The organism is Flavobacterium galactosidilyticum, assembly GCF_020911945.1.
Lineage (GTDB): Bacteria > Bacteroidota > Bacteroidia > Flavobacteriales > Flavobacteriaceae > Flavobacterium > Flavobacterium galactosidilyticum.
Genome location: NZ_CP087135.1, coordinates 2,975,321 through 2,992,391 on the forward strand (window position 1 = coordinate 2,975,321; position 17,071 = coordinate 2,992,391).

Consider the following 17,071-nt stretch of genomic DNA (forward strand, 5'->3'; position numbering starts at 1 on the left):
CAAAAATTATATTTTCTTTAGTGGAATATAAATGACAAAATACAAAGCCATTAAAAATGGCTGTAGATGCTGTATAAGCAAGATTGTAGCTGCTATTTAATTTTCCTCAGGAATCAAGCCTTCTTGGTTCTTTTTGATTTTTTCAGTATTCGTTTTTTTGGAACGCTGAAATTTAATGTATTCTGGGGATAAGTTAGAATCCTGATCTTCAGCTGCAGGAGTACCTACTTTTTCAAACTTAAGATTTTTAAAAATCTTATTGACAAACTCTTTAAAAGTATCAAAATCCACTTCGTATGAAACCCCTAAGCCTTGTGTATAGCCAATTCCTTGACCCACATAGTTGATGTCGTTTTCTTTATTAAACAGTCTTAAATTTAATGTTCCATCTTCATTTACTCGGAATAGAACTTCAACATCTCCCACGATAGCTGACTCATTAATTCCTCCAAAAGGCACTCCCAATTTTCCATTTATAGTAACTCTGTCATTAATTTTAGAGGAAATAGTAGCAACAAATCTTCCATCGGTTTCTTTACCTATTCTCCTATCGGCACCAATAAAATTAATACCCACCTTAAACTTTTCATCATCAGATTGAATGATTCCTCCCAGAATACTTGAAGCTGCTTCAAACAAACTTCCAGAAAAATCAGATTGATTAATCCCTTCTGCGCTTAAGAATCCGCCAGAAGACAGCAAGTATAAAGCTTGAGTTTGCCTTACATCTTTGTCATTTAGTTTGTATTGAATTTCTGATTTCAGTACATTACTAACCGTTGGAAATTCTATATTAAAATCAGGCTCTGGACTTGTTAAATCCCCGCGGACACCAATTATTACTTCGACCGGAACTTTAGTATTAAAAGAGGAATTATCTAATAAAACAGCTGGGTTTGCAGTAGTTTTGTAAATCGCTTCAAGATTCAACTGCGCTTTCATAGGATTTCCTTCCCATGTGATTGAGCCTCCCTTTTTAACCTCAAATTTCTTATCAATAAGTCCACCATATTTAAAATTGTACGTTCCTTCATATGCCTGGAAATCTCCCCACATATTAAATCTACCAAGCGTATTTATCTTAAACAACAAGGACCCAAATCCTTTCCCTCGCATTCCGTGACCTGTATTTCGATCTAGAATTACTTCAACTTCAGCATCAGGTGTAATATCAAAATCAAACTCTAATTCAAGTCCGTTGTAATTTCTGGTATTATCGACAATGCCATTTTGTAAATTGTATTTTTCTTTCTCTGTCACGAAATGGATAAAGATATTATCACTTACACTCTCCGCATTGTTAATAGGTATTTTTACTGCAGTTCCTTTTTCTGATTTTGCATCTACTTTTATAAATAAGGAATTAGTAGGCCCTTTTATCGTAGCCGTTCCATCAATAAAAGCCGTTCCGTAATAAGCTGCATCTTCACTGTCTTTTGTGTCTAAAGCCAAAAACCTTTTAGAATTGATAGTCAAATCTAACTTCCAATCAGCAAAATTATTATGCTCTATATATCCGTTTAAGTTTCCTTTCGTGCCATATTTAGTATCAGTTAGCGTATTGTTTCTGAATAAAAATCGTTCATCCGTTAAATCAATTATCGTATTATCACCCAATCCATAATCGACATTTAGATAAGGTATACTTATTCCTCCTTTATCTAAAAAAAGACGCCCGATGATATTCGGTTTCTTCAGATTCCCCTCTATCACAGCATTCCCCGAAATAGAACCTCTAATATTAGATAATACTTCTCCGCCAAGGGAGTTTAAAGCAGCAATATTAAATTTATCGAATTTTAATTTTAAATCTAAAACGGTCTCCTTATTTACTATTTCAAAACTACCATCAGCATTAAATGACTCTAAGTTTTTATTTTCTAAATTAGAATTTATAGTGAACTTTTGAAGATTTTCATCACCTGCAATATCAAAATTAAGAGTGCCTAAATCAGTCTTATTGACATTCAAGTTATCTATAATAATCGATGCTGTAGGTTGGTAAACATTGTTGTTTTGTTTAAAACTGACCTCTCCATTAATATTTCCCGCAAAAACAAACTTGTCATTCGTGGGAGTAATCTGGTTTAAATCAACATCCTTAAAATTCAGTTTTACATCCTTGACTGTAGGACCCTTGAATATTCCACCTAAGGAAATAGACTGATTTTCATGAGAAAGTATAATGTTGTCAATAGTAAAATTTTTAAATGATTTATCAAAAACAATCTGATTATCCGGCGTTTCATTTTCATTCAAAAACCAAAGATAATCCTTGAATTTAATTTCTGATTTACTAATTCCAACAACATTATTGTTGTCTTTATTTATAGTGTGGTATAAGTTGAGATTGTAATAATCCTCCGCATTCTTACCTCCTTTAAACTCAGAACGAAAATACAAAGTATCCTTCATTGTTACATTAATCAAGCTAAAATCTCGAATTTTATAGTATTTTGTTTTAATGCTATCTAGCTCAATATAGGCATTGTATAATGGATTTTTATTATCGACGGACACATTAACATTATCAAGAGTATTATCAGAAATAACAATTTGAGGTGAATTAAAATTAAATTTAAACTCTTGATTGTCAGAGCTCATATTTCCTTTAACAATCGTATTAGCTCCTATTGCAATTTCTGGGAAAAATATTTCAACTATCTTATTATAAATGGAGAAATTAAACTTTAAGAATTGTCCTTTCTTAACTTTATGAGGTTTAAAGTTAGTGTACAAACTTCCTAAAGAATTCTTTACTAGGTTTTCTAATTGATTAAATTCAAATTTACCTACAATTTCACCCTGAACAATATCAGGTGAATTTACTGTTATGGCTCTAATTCTACTTTGATCAAAAACAGAATTTATGGCAAAATCATCAAAATTATACGTGTCTTTTGCGTTCTGGTAGGATGTTTTGTTGATATAGACATTACCTTGAAAGTTCTCAATATTATTTCCAGAAGCTTGTACAACAACATCGCCTTTAAAAATAGAAATGGAATCTTTGACTAGTTTTAGCTTAGTCAAATCAGCATTTTCAACATCAATATGAAAATCATACTGACTGTCCTTGTTGCTTAGATCCAACAAACCGTCAAAATTCATGCTTAAATTTGGGTCGTTAATTGAGATTTGACCTTTGTACTTTGGACTCTTAAGCGTGCCGTCGACTATAATATTAGAATAGCTGTAATTTTTATAATCAATTTTACTTACGTCTCCTTTGATGGCCGTATTCAAATATTTTTGTTTGAATCCTTTTCCATCCACGTCAATATTCATCGTTATTCGTCCTAGATCTTGTTGCTCGATAAGAGTTCCAATATCAAAATCTTCTAAGATAACGTTTCCTATATATGACGCTTTGTCAATATTATCAATATTTTGTATTTCTAAATTTGAAATTACATTTCCTAGTTGAGTACTCATAGAAAAATCAGCTTCCACGGCGGTAGTAGAAACATTAGAGGTTCCCGACGCTGAAAAATTCCCTAGTTTCTTTAAAGAAGTTGGTAATTTATTCCCTAAAATGTTTGGTAAAATCACCACCAAATTCTCGTAGCTAGAAGTTAGCTTGTCAAATTGAGCAGACATCGAAAATTTCTGTCCTTTTTTAGCAAAAAGATTTTTAAAATTGAAATCACCTATTATTTCTGTTTTACGGTCATCAACTAACTTTAGATCTTTAAAGCTCAAATCGTTAAGAGTTCCTTTGATGCTAGTCTTAATCGTGAAACGTTGGTTTTTACCAATTTCATCATAAAAATAACGAATGTCATTAGAAGCGATAGAAGCCGTATTCAATTTAATATCAAAGCGTACCTTGTCATTAAAATTAATGAAGTCTTCAATTTTGTATTTTAACAAAACACTTCCAGTCAAAGAGGACTCTTTGGTTTGTAAATCTAAATTATCAAGTTTTATATTTTTTTTAGAATAAGCAAATTTAGATTTCAAGTTCTTTACATACAAACCTCTAAAATCCATGAATGACATTTTATTGATGTTTGTAGTAACATCAGGACCGTAAATCATAAAATCAGTTACGGAAGCATTTAATTTAGTAAAATCGACGTCCTTTGGATTTTCCCGGTTTTCATCTGTGAGGATAAAATGCCCATTGCTAATATCTACTTTTTTAGCTTTAAGCAAAAATTTTCTGGTAGAAGGTTTACCAGTTTCAAAGGCATCAATGAATTTATCAAGGTTAGTATCCTTTTCGTTTTTATAGGTTTTTAGATTAAAAAGCAAACCGTTTAAAGCCAATCCATCAAAAATCAAATCACCATCTAATAGTTTTTTACCTTCTAGAATAGTAGTTGCAATTCTTTGGGAGTAAATTAAAGTGTCTTTATGATGATCGCGAATCAGTACGTCCTTGAATTTTATCCCTCCAAAAACAGAGATTGCGACTCCATCAATAGCGATATTAGTCCCAAAATCTTTATTAATACTGTTGGTGAAATATTGAGCGATTTTTGTTTGCACAAACGGTAGAGTAAGCGCTATAGCAAGAACCAACAAAAGTAGGATTAATCCAAGAAGGGAACGAAATGCTATTTTTATAAATTTTTTGATACCTATTTATTATTTTAATTTTCTAATATTTCATTTTGCTTTTAGAAACGAGATGCCTTTGATAAAAATTCTTTAATTTTGGCCTTTGACAAAAAAACATTTGTCTATCACTCACTTGTCAAAAGTAATTCAAAATTAGTGCCTTTTTATGCAAAATCCTGAGGTTTTTATTCTTGCTATCGAAAGTTCCTGTGACGACACCGCAGCTGCCGTTTTACAGAACGATAAAGTACTGTCAAATGTTGTGGCAAATCAGTTGATTCATACTCAATATGGCGGCGTAGTTCCTGAACTCGCTTCGCGTGCACACCAGCAAAATATTGTTCCCGTAGTAGATGCCGCACTACACAAAGCAAATATACAAAAAGAACAGCTATCTGCAATTGCATTCACCCAAGGCCCAGGGTTGATGGGATCGCTCTTAGTAGGCAGTTCCTTTGCTAAATCAATGGCGTTAGCATTAGGAATTCCGTTGATTGCAGTAAACCACATGCAAGCGCATGTTTTAGCACATTTCATTGCCGAAGAGGGTTTCGAAAAACCTACTTTTCCATTTCTAGCATTGACAATAAGTGGCGGACATACTCAAATAATCAAAGTAAATCACTTTTTTGACATGACTGTTATTGGAGAAACTACTGATGATGCTGTGGGGGAAGCTTTTGATAAAAGTGCCAAAATTTTAGGCCTTCCCTATCCTGGCGGTCCATTGATCGATAAATATGCACAATTAGGAAATCCAAAAGCTTTTGCCTTTACAAAACCAAAAGTTCCCGGATTAGACTTTAGTTTCTCTGGATTAAAAACTGCGATTTTATATTTTATCCAAAAGAAAAAAATAGAAAACCCCAGTTTTGTTGACGAAAACCTAAATGATATTTGTGCGTCCATTCAACATACGATTATTGAAATTTTAATGGACAAATTAAAATTGGCAGTAAAAGAAACAGGAATTAAACAAATCGCAATTGGCGGAGGAGTTTCAGCTAATTCAGGAATTAGAAATACGTTAAAAGCAGCGGAGAATACGTATGGCTGGAAAACTTTTATTCCAAAATTTGAATACACCACAGATAATGCTGCAATGATTGGAATTGTAGGTTATGAAAAATTTTTAACACAAACATTTGAAACAGCAGCCGTTGTTTCTAAAGCAAGAATACAATTATAAATTATGCAATTATTTTACAATCCAACTATAAACGAAGCTACTGAAACATTTTCTTTTGATAAAGAAGAGAGTAAACACATCATTAAAGTATTGCGTAAAAAAGATACTGATATTTTACACGTTACTAATGGCTTAGGATTTTTATTTACAACCGAAATTACTTTAGCCTCTGACACTAAGTGCACTGTAAAAATCATCTCTTTCGAGAAAGCTGCTGCTTCAAAATTTAGATTGCATCTTGCTGTTGCACCAACTAAAATGAACGATCGATACGAATGGTTTCTAGAGAAAGCTACTGAAATTGGCATACAAGAAATAACTCCAATAATCTGTGATCACTCTGAAAGAAAAGTAATTAACAACGAACGATTTGATAAAATTCTTTTGGCGGCGATGAAACAAGCTAATGAATTGTACCTTCCTAAATTGAATCCTGCAATAACATTCAAGGAATTCATAAGTCTACAAAATGACGATTTAAAAATGATTGCGCATTGTGAAGAAACGGATAAAAAAACACTAAAATCAGTATTGCAATCCAATCAGAATATAACGATGTTGATAGGACCAGAAGGGGATTTTTCTCAAAAAGAAATTGCACTAGCATTAAGTAATAATTACACTGCTGTTTCATTAGGAAACACGAGACTACGAACAGAAACAGCTGCAATTGTAGCCTGTCACAGCGTTGTATTTGTAAATGAAGCATAAACTACTTTAATACTTATGAAAAAAATATTTTATCTTTTAGTACTCTTTTCAATGCAAGCATTTTCTCAAGAAATCGCTTTGATGAAATACAGCGGTGGCGGTGATTGGTATGCAAACCCCACTTCATTACCTAACTTGATAAAATATTGTAATGCGACTATTAAAACTCAAATAAAATTACAACCGGCAACGGTGGAACCTAGTAGTCCTGACTTATTTTCCTATCCTTTCGTACACATGACAGGCCACGGAAACGTTGTTTTTAGTGATTCTGATCTAAGTAACCTAAAAAACTATTTAGCAGCCGGCGGTTTTTTGCATATTGATGATAATTACGGTATGGATCAATATATAAGAAAAGAAATTAAAAAAATATTTCCGAATAATGATCTAGTGGAAATTCCAGCGAGTCATTTAATTTTTCAGAAACCCAATCCCTTCCCAAACGGATTACCTAAAATACATGAGCACGATGGCAAGCGTCCGCAAGCTTTTGGAATATTTTTGGCTAATAAATTAGTTTTACTTTACACTTACGAATGTGATTTAGGCGATGGTTGGGAAGATGCTGAAGTAAATAATGACCCAAAAGAAATTCGTGAAAAAGCATTAAAAATGGGAGCTAATATTATTAATTACATTTTCAATAATTAAGGATCTAATTATTGTAGCCATAATAACTTACAAATTATTTACTATTTTAGTTATATTTACAAACTAAAATAAAATCATGATTACTTCAAAAACTATATCAAACGGGATTTTAAGAGCAGTGTTTATACTGATTTTTATTAGTTTAGCCCTACTATTTTTCTATCAAATACAATCCGTTCTAATCTACCTGATCGTCTCTTTGATACTAACGCTAATAGGAAATCCAATCTTAGATTTTTTCAAAAGAAGATTGAAATTCAATCATGTTTTTGCAACCATAGCGGTGTTGTGCATTTTCATATTAATCATATTTGGGTTTATAATGATGTTTGTTCCTTTGATTTTATCTCAAGGACAAAATTTATCATTACTAAATACTGGTGCAATAGAAAAAAATATAACGCAGCTAGTCGATCAAATCACTGTATTCTTAGAAAGTCACCATATTGATTCATCGCAAGTGCTGCAAGAAGCCAACATTACATCCAAAGTAAATTTCAATTTTATTCCAGATTTTCTAAATACACTTCTTGGCACTATTAGCAGCTTCGGGATGGGCTTAGCGTCAGTTTTATTTATCACTTTTTTCTTTTTGAAAGATAGAAGAGCATTCTTAATAGGAGCCAAAAAATTAATTCCAGACAGTCATGAAGAACCTATTTTGAACTCATTGGAGAAAACAAATCACTTGTTATCACGTTATTTTATTGGATTATTGATTCAGTTATTCATCGTTTTTATTTGCTACATAATCGTCTTACTAATATTTGGAATTCCTAATGCATTTATAATTGCTTTTTTATGTGCGGTGTTGAATATCATTCCTTACGTTGGACCGCTAATAGCTTCATTTTTAGCAGCCGTATTAACAATGCTAAGCAATTTAGGAAGTGACTTTCAATCTGAAATTTTGCCGACTACGATTTATGTTTTAATTGGGTTTTGGATTGTTCAAATCATTGATAATAATGTATCTCAACCTATTATTTTCTCAAAAAGTGTCAGTTCGCACCCACTGGAAATTTTTCTTGTCATTTTGATTGCAGGTTTTATTTTTGGAATACTAGGAATGATCGTAGCTGTTCCACTTTATACTATATTTAAAGTAATTGGTAAAGAGTTCTTTCCTGAAAATCAGATTGTCAAACTATTAACTAAAGATATATAATTTTGGATCAACAGATTCTGAATGCCGACGTACAAGCATTTATCACTAAAAATATCGGCCAAAGTATTTCTAAATTAGCCTTGCAAAAGAATCCTTTTCCAGAGGTTGATTGGATTGCTATTTTGAATCAAATTGAAGCTAAAACAAAATCAAAGGACAAATTACCAACTTGGTTTTCAACAGAAAATATAATTTACCCAGCGAAGATTTCGATAGAACAAACTTCATCAGAAAAAGCAGCTCAATACAAAGCATCGATTGTTTCAGGCGAAAGTTTGATAGACTTAACAGGAGGTTTTGGAATAGATGATTATTTTTTTTCTCAAAAAATAAAAAATGTTGCTCACTGCGAAATAAATACCGATTTATCTACAATTGTAGCGCATAATTTTAAGCAACTAAACATTAATAATTGTACATGCTACGCTGGAGACAGCTTAGAAACTTTAAAAAAATTAAACACGAAATGGGATTGGATTTACATTGATCCCTCACGTCGTAACGACGCAAAAGGAAAGGTTTTTTTGCTAAAAGACTGTTTGCCAAATGTTCCCGAAAATTTAGATTTCTATTTCACTTATTCAGATGCTATACTGATAAAAACGGCACCATTGCTAGACATTTCTGCTGGCTTATCTGAATTGAAACATGTCAAAGCAATCCATATTATTGCAGTTGAAAATGAAGTTAAAGAATTACTATGGGAATTGCATTCCTCTTTTTCTGGCAAAACGATCATAAAAACTATCAATTTTGTCAAGGATAAATTAGAGTCATTTGATTTTGTATTAAATGAAAATAATGTTTTTTTGCCTTTTAGTGTACCTCAAAAATATTTGTTTGAACCCAATAGTGCGATTATGAAATCAGGAGGTTTCGATGAAGTTGGAGCTTCGTACAAGGCGAATAAACTCCACAAACATTCGCACTTATACACTTCTCAAGATCTAATTTCATTTCCTGGACGTATTTTTGAAATTCAAGAGTCGATTCCTTACAATAAAAAGGAAATGAAATCATTTTTAGAAAATAAACAAGCGAACATAACCACAAGGAATTTTCCAGATAGCGTCGAAAGCATTCGAAAAAAATGGAAAATCAAGGACGGAGGAAATACGTATTGTTTTTTCACAACTGATTTGAATAATGATAAATTAGTTATAATTTGCACCAAAATTTAATAAAAATGAAACACCTACTTTCGCTTACTTTTTTTCTTTTAACAATAAGTTTACTAGCTCAAAAACCGTGTGAATATAGTGCTAATGTAACTGATTCAATAGGAACTTATAAAGCAACTAAAGAATATATGATTAGTGAGAAGAATTTTGGCGGAACTGCTAGCTATATATTTTATTCATTAGCATTAACAGATGGTATTCCTACATTGTCTCTGCAACTCCTTCAAAAAAGTAAAGGTTTTATGAAAGCAAATTGTTTTGATAAAAACTCTAAATTATTTCTTCAATTAAACAATGGTAAAATAGTTACTTTGATACATGTAGAGCAAGAAAATTGCGGGACTATGATACGTGATGACAAAGGATTTGATAACCGAATTAATTCCGGAATTTTTATGTTTACCAAAGATGGTTTTGAAGATTTAAAAAAATCTCCCGTCTCTATGATGCGAATTAAATACTTAACAGAAAGTGAAGATTATATTTTGAAAAAAGAGTTTAAATCTGAACTAAACAATGAGACCTATTATCCAGAGACCTATTTCATGGAAAATCTGAGATGTCTAGAGTAAACTAATCACAGTCCCATTTTACATTTGAAACTTTATCATTCAATCCTGTTTTAAGATTGTAATGCCACCATTCCGAATCAAAAGAATTAAAGCCACTCTCAATCATTACAGATTTCAAAAATTTTCTGTTATTTATAATTCGAACAGATAAGTTGGTATAATTATGGCTCGCTTCTTTTCCAAAAAAATCAAAAGTAGTACCCATTTCTAATTCTTTTCCAGAGCTATCCACTAAAGTAATATCCACTGCTCCACCTCTATTGTGAATAGAACCTTTTGCAGGATTAGCTACATATTCAGGATTAGAAACGATTTCCCACATTCTTTTTTGGATATCCAAAGGGCGATAACAATCAAAAAGCTTAATACGGTATCCTTTTTTAATGAATTTTTTATTAGCTTCGACCAAAGCGTTAACAGTTTTTAGCCGCAAAAAGCACTCTGCACAATCATATACTTTAGCTTTTAGAAAATTATCTTCCGTGGCATATTTCATATCATACACAAAATCTGCGCTGTAATCTTTAAGATTTACAAAAGTAGTATCATTAACTACTGTGTTGCTTTTCTCAGAAGTACCGACGCTCGTAACTTGCGATTTACAAGAAACAATACTGAAAAGCGAACAAAGAATTAATAGTGGTTTTATCTTGAAATTCATATTTGGGTATTTTTTTATAAAAATAGCACAATTTGAGTACTTTCAAAGAAATAAAAAGCTAAAAATCTAAGAAATCAGATTTGTTGTTTTTAGCATAATCAGCACTATTTAGATAAAAAAGAGAGTCAAACGCCCTGTTTAAACTCATTTCGCATTCATAAATTTGGAATTTCGCAATAAAGAGCGTAATTTAGCAATATTGCTATTTTATAAAATTCATATTGGAAACTTTATTAATTGATCATCTATCAATTAATTTCCAATGTTAGAGTACTAACCTCTATCCGCTGCATACTGCAGAATTTTTTTCAAGCGAGTATTAATTTTTGAGTAATGACTTTTTTACGAAAGTTAAATTCTCTTGTAATCCTAAATAATAAAAACATGAACAAAAATTCCATGAAAAACAAACGCATAGGTATAATTGGTGCGGGCCCCAGCGGTTTAGCTCAAATTCGCGCTTTTGAAGCCTTAAAAGAAAAAGGATATGCTATGCCTGAAATTATCTGCTTTGAAAAACAAGATAATTGGGGCGGCATGTGGAACTACTCATGGAGAACTGGAGTAGGGAAATATGGCGAACCTCTTCATGGAAGTATGTACAAGTATTTATGGTCAAATGGTCCTAAAGAGTGCTTAGAATTTTCAGATTATTCATTTGACGAGCATTTCAAAAAACCAATATCTTCCTATCCACCTAGACCCGTTCTATTTGACTATATACAGGGACGCATTAAAAAGAGTAATGCAAGAGATTATATCCGTTTTGATACCACAGTTAGATGGGTAAGTTTCGATGAAGGTTCACAGAAATTTTCAGTCGTTTTAGATGATTTAAAAGCCGATAAAACTTACACTGAAGAACTAGACTATTTAGTTGTTGCTTCTGGACATTTCTCTACTCCAAATATGCCATATTTTAAAGGAATTGAAAACTTTCCAAGCACCGTAATGCACGCACATGATTTTAGAGGTGCCGATCAGTTTAAGGAACGTAATGTATTATTAATAGGCAGCAGCTATTCTGCAGAAGATATAGGTGTTCAATGTTATAAACATGGCGCAAAATCAGTAACCTTGAGTTACAGAAGTAATCCTATAGGTATAGATTGGCCTGAAGGAATAAAAGAACTTCCTATGGTTACCCATTTTGAAGGTGATACCGCTTTCTTTAAAGATGGAAGTACGGAGAAATATGACGCCGTAATCATGTGTACCGGTTACCAACACAAGTTCCCTTTCCTACCAGATGAACTTCGATTGAAAACTACAAACAATCTTTTCCCTGATCATTTGTATAAAGGAATATTTTTTAACAAGTTACCTCAATTAATATATTTGGGTATGCAGGATCAATATTACACTTTCAATATGTTTGATGCTCAAGCTTGGGTTGCAAGAGATTTTATGATGAAAACATTAGAAATACCTAATGAGACTGAAAGAAGGCTAGACATAGACAAATGGTTACAAAGAAATAATACATTAGAAAATAGTTCACACAATATTGATTTCCAATCGGATTATATTAAGGACTTACTTTCGCTTTCTGACTACCCACATTTTAATGTTGATAAAGTAGCTGAAATGTTCAAGGAATGGCTTCAAGATAAAGAAGAGAACGTATTAACCTATCGAGATAAAACGTACCAAAGTGTCGTAACGGGAACCATAGCTGCCCAGCACCACACGGAATGGATGGATGAACTAGACGATAGTAAAGAACGCTACCTTTATGAAGCTGAAGAAGAAGAAATGACTCTAGAAAATCTTTAACATAAATACTTCAAAAAAACACTTTTCAAAATTTTTGAAAGGTGTTTTTTTTTGATCGATTTAGTGCAATAATCAAGAAAGATGAATCCATTTCTTGTCGCTATTTAACTTAAAAGTACCGATATGTTCTTTATTCCACTCTTCTGGTCCAATCAAGGAAAGGAAATCAGTTCCGTCATTGCTTCTGTACAAATGATAAACTTCACCTATAACTGGCTCAAAAGAGAATTTAGAACTATAAACCAGTTCGTTCCACTCAAATTCTTCAATTAAACTTTGATATTGCGCTTTGAGCTCATCAAACTTACTTTTAAATTCTTTGTTCACAGTAGTAATTCCTCTACTTTTCCAAGAAACTAAATCATCTACTCTAATTACCGGAGCGCCGACACTTGTACCATACGGTAGCACATTAGCGTTGTATCCCTCAATTTCAGAGTAGACTATATTATCTGGTTTTTTACTTTCCATTGCCTTATTTAATCTAGTATGTTAAAATAGTTTTCTTGCCTGTATTTTGAAAAGGTGATTTATACAAAGCTTCCCTTTTAAAATAAAATGCAAATATAAAATATATTATTTTGTTTAACAATAAATATTTAAAGTTAAACAAAAATAGTATTAGACACAAAAAAACCGATACTAATGAAAGTATCGGTTTTCGTGAAGGCAGAAGGATTCGAACCTTCGACCGCCTGCTTAGAAGGCAGGTGCTCTATCCAGCTGAGCTATGCCTCCATTTTTCTTTTAAAACATAAATGGAAAAAGTTCTTTTTTGTCGGGGTGGCAGGATTCGAACCTGCGGCCTCCTGCTCCCAAAGCAGGCGCGATAACCGAGCTACGCTACACCCCGAAAAACAAAATTAATAACAGCGGAGAGACAGGGACTCGAACCCTGGCACCGATCACTCGATGACAGTTTAGCAAACTGCTCCATTACCACTCTGGCACCTCTCCAAGCTCAAAGAAACATGTCTTGTTTTGCGGTTGCAAATTTAGGACTTCTTTACGTTACTCACAAGTATTTTGAACCTTTTTTTTCATTCTTTTTTGCCCTTTTTACAAAAACACTTCACAATCAAACATATAGAATCAAAATAAATTTAAAAAAGATTATCTCATTCGCAAAAATATGAAATTGTCTAAAAAAGATTAAATTTGCTACATAAACCTACAATATCAAAGTTATGAACAAAAGAGTTGTTATCGTTTCTGCCGTTAGGACACCTATCGGAAGTTTTATGGGAGGATTATCTACAGTTACCGCTCCAAGATTAGGTGCAGTAGCTATTAAAGGAGCATTGGACAAAATTAATTTAGATCCAGAGTTAGTTGATGAAGTATATATGGGCAACGTAGTTCAAGCGGGCACAGGTCAAGCTCCTGCTCGCCAAGCGGCTATATTTGCAGGTTTATCTGAAAAAGTGGCGTGTACTACTATAAATAAAGTGTGTGCATCAGGAATGAAAGCAGTGATGTTAGGCGCGCAATCAATTCAATGTGGTGATGCTGAAATTGTAGTTGCTGGAGGAATGGAGAACATGAGCTTGATCCCACATTATATAAATCTTAGAAGCGGAACTAAATTTGGTCCAGCAACTATGGTTGATGGAATGCAGAAAGACGGACTTACTGATGCTTACGACAATAATGCAATGGGAGTTTGTGCTGATCTATGTGCTACAGAATATAACTTTAGTCGTGAAGACCAAGATAACTTCGCTATTCAATCATATGAGCGTAGTGCAAAAGCTTGGGAAGCTAGAAAATTTGATAACGAAATAGTTCCTGTTCCTGTTCAGCAAAGAAAAGGAGCTCCTATACTGGTTTCTAAAGATGAAGAGTTCACTAATGTTAAATTAGACAAAATTCCTTCTTTAAACCCTGTTTTCACAAAAGACGGAACAGTTACCGCAGCAAATGCATCAACTATAAATGATGGTGCAGCAGCAGTAATATTGATGAGCGAAGAAAAAGCACTAGCATTAGGTTTGAAACCACTAGCCTACATCAAAGGATACGCTGACGCCGCACAAGAACCAAAATGGTTTACTACTAGCCCCGCTAAAGCGCTTCCTAAAGCTTTAGACAAAGCAGGAATAACTATTGACGCTGTAGACTATTTTGAATTTAATGAAGCTTTTGCAGTCGTAGGATTAGCTAATGCTAAAATTCTAGGTCTAGCAAACGATAAAGTAAACGTGAATGGCGGTGCAGTATCATTAGGACATCCGCTTGGTTGTTCTGGAGTGCGAATCATAGTTACTCTTTTAAATGTTTTAGAACAAAATAATGCTAAAACTGGTGCTGCCGCAATATGTAATGGCGGCGGTGGAGCCTCAGCAATTGTTATTGAAAGAATCTAAAAATAATTATAATTGTTGGGTTTTAAGTTTTAAAACTTGAAACCCAACAATTATTAACTCCTAATTAAATATAGATGTTTGGAATTTGTAATCTAGCGATGATACCGCTCCGATTTGAACCCAGTGATAGAAGTGAAATTGTCTCTCAAGTCTTATTTGGAGAACATTTTGAAATTTTAGAACAAGTGAAGCAGTGGACTCGCATCAGAATGCAATTTGATGATTATGAAGGTTGGATCGATTTTAAGCAGTTGCAACTTATTACTGAAGCGGATTTCAATAAATTGTCGTTAGAACCCATCGTTCTTAATGCCGATTTAATAGAATACATCACTACCGCATCAAATTCATTGATTCCAATTCCGTTAGGTTCCGCATTAACGTTCCTAAATCACAAGGAAATTAATACTTCTAATTTCGATTTTGAAGGAACAAGCACTACTGGACTAAAAAGTAAATCGCACTTAATCGACACTGCATTTATGTATTTGAATGCACCCTATCTCTGGGGAGGAAAAACTCCTTTTGGCATTGATTGTTCTGGCTTTACTCAAATGGTATATAAACTAAATGGCTACAAATTACTTAGAGACGCTTCACAACAAGCAGCACAAGGAGAACCCTTAAGTTTTATTGAAGAGAGCGAGGCAGGAGATTTAGCTTTCTTTGACAATGACGAAGGAAATATCATCCATGTCGGCATAATGATGGAGGACAATTATATCATTCACGCAAGTGGTAAGATTCGAGTGGATCGGTTAGATCATTTAGGTATTTTTAACGCCGAGACCAATAAGCATACCCATAAGTTAAGAGTCATTAAAAAAATAATATAAATAAATATTAAAAATAAAATAAAAAACGGTTTGAATTTCTTCAAACCGTTTTTTGTTTATGGACTAAAATAAGTATTACATTTTAGCTTTCAATGCTTTTGATTCAGCTGTCATTTCTAGAGCACTGTACACATTCAATAGCGTTTTAGCAACATCTTTATTAGCAGGATCTAAATCGTATGCTTTTTTAAGCGAAGGAATTACACTTTTAAATATGTTTTCTCTTTGTAATTTCAACACATCGTAACGCTTCATGTCTTTTGCTGAAGTTCCCAGTTTATTCATTTCGTCAATGATAGGTCTTTCCGCTTCTAATTTCAAAGCAGCTAGATTGATATAAGCGTTGATATAATCTGGCTTAATTTCGATAGCGCGAGCGTAATACTTTTCAGCATCAGCTACATTTCCAGCATTACCGCTTATAACTCCTAAATTAAAAGTCAAATCAGCATCATTAGGATTTTTAGCTAAAACCTCACCAATTAATTTTTTGTACGTTTCAAAATCTTTAGTTTCTAAATATAAGTTAGCTTCTGTTAAAACCAATGACGTATCATCTGGATTTGACAATCTTGCCTCAGAAATTGCTTTTTTAGCTTCTTCAGTTTTACCGCCTTCTACTAAAATCAAAGCCATATTTTTATATATCTCTCCTCTTTTTGATGGAACAACCTCATTTCTTGGCTTCAAGTGCGTACCAAGTTTTACTGACAAATCTCTTTCTTTTGCAGTAGCAAAGAAATCTTCCTCATTAGTTAACTTATTAACCGCAAAATAGCTAGTTCCTTTTCCAGAATAGTTAATGTTTTTCAAGTTTTCATACAACTCAAGTGCTTTTACATACTCCTTTGCGTTTACATAAGTAGAAGCCGCATAATACAAGTTGATTGTATCATTTTTATCAAGTAAGTACGCATCATAAAGTTTTCTAGCACTTTCTGAGTGCTTATCGATCTTTGAATCAGCAATAGCCGCGTTTATCAAACTGAATTTAATATCCTTCATTGAGGTAACTGCCTGTGGTGTATATTTTACTTTACCAGAAGCTTTCTCAACATCCATTAAATTTTTATATGCTACGGTTGCAATTTCTAAATTTTTATCAGCATTTACTTTTTTAGTGGCTAAATCTAAACTAGCGTTTCCTTTTAAAAAGAAAAACTGTGCTTTTTCAGCATCAGAAGCATTAGACAATAAAGACTCCGCTTCTGCTAAAATAGTTGCCGCTTCTTGAGACTTACCTCCTTTCAGTGCTTTTTCAGCTGCTTTAATTTGATCTTTTTGAGCAAAAGTAGCCACTGATATCAGTAACGCTGATGCTAATACTACATATTTACTTTTCATAACATTCTTTGTTTTATTTAATAATTATTATTGGTTCACTATTTTAA

Annotated in this window: 13 protein-coding genes and 3 tRNA genes; 9 read left to right on the forward strand and 7 right to left on the reverse strand. The window is 33.0% G+C overall.

Going from position 1 to position 17,071, the window contains the following annotated elements; all coding sequences use genetic code 11:
• Nucleotides 1–96: 96 nt before the first annotated feature.
• Complete coding sequence (locus LNP27_RS12820; protein ID WP_229942037.1) at nucleotides 97–4,494, reverse strand: translocation/assembly module TamB domain-containing protein; 4,398 nt, start codon at nucleotides 4,492–4,494, stop codon at nucleotides 97–99.
• A 238-nt stretch (nucleotides 4,495–4,732) separates the two neighbouring features.
• On the opposite strand from LNP27_RS12820, the gene tsaD reads away from it, so the two are divergent.
• The 6 genes from tsaD to LNP27_RS12850 all read left to right on the forward strand — a co-directional run bounded on the left by tsaD (nucleotide 4,733) and on the right by LNP27_RS12850 (nucleotide 10,041).
• The gene (gene tsaD, locus LNP27_RS12825; RefSeq protein ID WP_229942038.1) at nucleotides 4,733–5,755 is read left to right on the forward strand and encodes a tRNA (adenosine(37)-N6)-threonylcarbamoyltransferase complex transferase subunit TsaD; all 1,023 of its coding nucleotides are present in this window, start codon (nucleotides 4,733–4,735) and stop codon (nucleotides 5,753–5,755) included.
• Nucleotides 5,756–5,758: 3 nt separating this feature from the next.
• Nucleotides 5,759–6,466 carry a 16S rRNA (uracil(1498)-N(3))-methyltransferase gene (locus LNP27_RS12830; RefSeq protein WP_229942039.1) on the forward strand — a complete coding sequence of 236 codons (708 nt, stop codon included), beginning with the start codon at nucleotides 5,759–5,761 and terminating at the stop codon, nucleotides 6,464–6,466.
• A gap of 15 nt (nucleotides 6,467–6,481) precedes the next feature.
• The gene (locus LNP27_RS12835; RefSeq protein ID WP_229942040.1) at nucleotides 6,482–7,120 is read left to right on the forward strand and encodes a DUF4159 domain-containing protein; all 639 of its coding nucleotides are present in this window, start codon (nucleotides 6,482–6,484) and stop codon (nucleotides 7,118–7,120) included.
• Nucleotides 7,121–7,196: 76 nt separating this feature from the next.
• Nucleotides 7,197–8,288 (forward strand): AI-2E family transporter, encoded by a 1,092-nt coding sequence (locus LNP27_RS12840; RefSeq protein WP_229942041.1) that lies wholly within the window; start codon nucleotides 7,197–7,199, stop codon nucleotides 8,286–8,288.
• 2 nt (nucleotides 8,289–8,290) lie between these two features.
• Nucleotides 8,291–9,469 carry a THUMP-like domain-containing protein gene (locus tag LNP27_RS12845; RefSeq protein WP_229942042.1) on the forward strand — a complete coding sequence of 393 codons (1,179 nt, stop codon included), beginning with the start codon at nucleotides 8,291–8,293 and terminating at the stop codon, nucleotides 9,467–9,469.
• 5 nt (nucleotides 9,470–9,474) lie between these two features.
• On the forward strand, nucleotides 9,475–10,041 hold the full coding sequence (locus tag LNP27_RS12850; protein ID WP_229942043.1) for a hypothetical protein: 567 nt from the start codon (nucleotides 9,475–9,477) through the stop codon (nucleotides 10,039–10,041).
• Between the two features lies 1 nt (nucleotide 10,042).
• Here LNP27_RS12850 and LNP27_RS12855 read toward each other — a convergent pair whose 3' ends face one another.
• Nucleotides 10,043–10,702 carry a M15 family metallopeptidase gene (locus LNP27_RS12855; RefSeq protein ID WP_229942044.1) on the reverse strand — a complete coding sequence of 220 codons (660 nt, stop codon included), beginning with the start codon at nucleotides 10,700–10,702 and terminating at the stop codon, nucleotides 10,043–10,045.
• Between the two features lie 399 nt (nucleotides 10,703–11,101).
• Between LNP27_RS12855 and LNP27_RS12860 the strand changes: the two genes are divergently transcribed.
• Nucleotides 11,102–12,478, forward strand: coding sequence for a flavin-containing monooxygenase (locus tag LNP27_RS12860; protein WP_346432406.1), 1,377 nt, complete (start codon nucleotides 11,102–11,104; stop codon nucleotides 12,476–12,478).
• Nucleotides 12,479–12,550: 72 nt separating this feature from the next.
• Here the strand turns inward: LNP27_RS12860 and LNP27_RS12865 are convergent, their stop codons facing one another.
• The 4 genes from LNP27_RS12865 to LNP27_RS12880 all read right to left on the reverse strand — a co-directional run bounded on the left by LNP27_RS12865 (nucleotide 12,551) and on the right by LNP27_RS12880 (nucleotide 13,435).
• Complete coding sequence (locus LNP27_RS12865; protein WP_229942046.1) at nucleotides 12,551–12,949, reverse strand: DUF2452 domain-containing protein; 399 nt, start codon at nucleotides 12,947–12,949, stop codon at nucleotides 12,551–12,553.
• A 193-nt stretch (nucleotides 12,950–13,142) separates the two neighbouring features.
• Nucleotides 13,143–13,216, reverse strand: a tRNA-Arg gene (locus LNP27_RS12870).
• Nucleotides 13,217–13,256: 40 nt separating this feature from the next.
• Nucleotides 13,257–13,331, reverse strand: a tRNA-Pro gene (locus tag LNP27_RS12875).
• 20 nt (nucleotides 13,332–13,351) lie between these two features.
• A tRNA-Ser gene (locus LNP27_RS12880) sits at nucleotides 13,352–13,435 on the reverse strand.
• A 230-nt stretch (nucleotides 13,436–13,665) separates the two neighbouring features.
• Here LNP27_RS12880 and LNP27_RS12885 point away from each other — a divergent pair.
• Nucleotides 13,666–14,844: an acetyl-CoA C-acyltransferase gene (locus LNP27_RS12885; protein ID WP_229942047.1), complete on the forward strand. Its 1,179-nt coding sequence runs from the start codon at nucleotides 13,666–13,668 to the stop codon at nucleotides 14,842–14,844.
• A gap of 74 nt (nucleotides 14,845–14,918) precedes the next feature.
• Nucleotides 14,919–15,680, forward strand: a complete 762-nt coding sequence (locus LNP27_RS12890; RefSeq protein WP_229942048.1) for a C40 family peptidase — start codon at nucleotides 14,919–14,921, stop codon at nucleotides 15,678–15,680.
• Between the two features lie 75 nt (nucleotides 15,681–15,755).
• Here the strand turns inward: LNP27_RS12890 and LNP27_RS12895 are convergent, their stop codons facing one another.
• Nucleotides 15,756–17,024 (reverse strand): tetratricopeptide repeat protein, encoded by a 1,269-nt coding sequence (locus LNP27_RS12895; RefSeq protein WP_229942049.1) that lies wholly within the window; start codon nucleotides 17,022–17,024, stop codon nucleotides 15,756–15,758.
• Nucleotides 17,025–17,071: the final 47 nt, after the last annotated feature.

Bases quoted from the DNA above. Each gene is read 5' to 3' on its own strand.
- tsaD (WP_229942038.1), top strand. From the start codon at position 4,733: ATGCAAAATCCTGAGGTTTTTATTCTTGCTATCGAAAGTTCCTGTGAC.
- LNP27_RS12830 (WP_229942039.1), top strand. From the start codon at position 5,759: ATGCAATTATTTTACAATCCAACTATAAACGAAGCTACTGAAACATTT.
- LNP27_RS12835 (WP_229942040.1), top strand. From the start codon at position 6,482: ATGAAAAAAATATTTTATCTTTTAGTACTCTTTTCAATGCAAGCATTT.
- LNP27_RS12840 (WP_229942041.1), top strand. From the start codon at position 7,197: ATGATTACTTCAAAAACTATATCAAACGGGATTTTAAGAGCAGTGTTT.
- LNP27_RS12850 (WP_229942043.1), top strand. From the start codon at position 9,475: ATGAAACACCTACTTTCGCTTACTTTTTTTCTTTTAACAATAAGTTTA.
- LNP27_RS12855 (WP_229942044.1), bottom strand. From the start codon at position 10,702: ATGAATTTCAAGATAAAACCACTATTAATTCTTTGTTCGCTTTTCAGT.
- LNP27_RS12860 (WP_346432406.1), top strand. From the start codon at position 11,102: ATGAAAAACAAACGCATAGGTATAATTGGTGCGGGCCCCAGCGGTTTA.
- LNP27_RS12865 (WP_229942046.1), bottom strand. From the start codon at position 12,949: ATGGAAAGTAAAAAACCAGATAATATAGTCTACTCTGAAATTGAGGGA.
- LNP27_RS12885 (WP_229942047.1), top strand. From the start codon at position 13,666: ATGAACAAAAGAGTTGTTATCGTTTCTGCCGTTAGGACACCTATCGGA.
- LNP27_RS12890 (WP_229942048.1), top strand. From the start codon at position 14,919: ATGTTTGGAATTTGTAATCTAGCGATGATACCGCTCCGATTTGAACCC.
- LNP27_RS12895 (WP_229942049.1), bottom strand. From the start codon at position 17,024: ATGAAAAGTAAATATGTAGTATTAGCATCAGCGTTACTGATATCAGTG.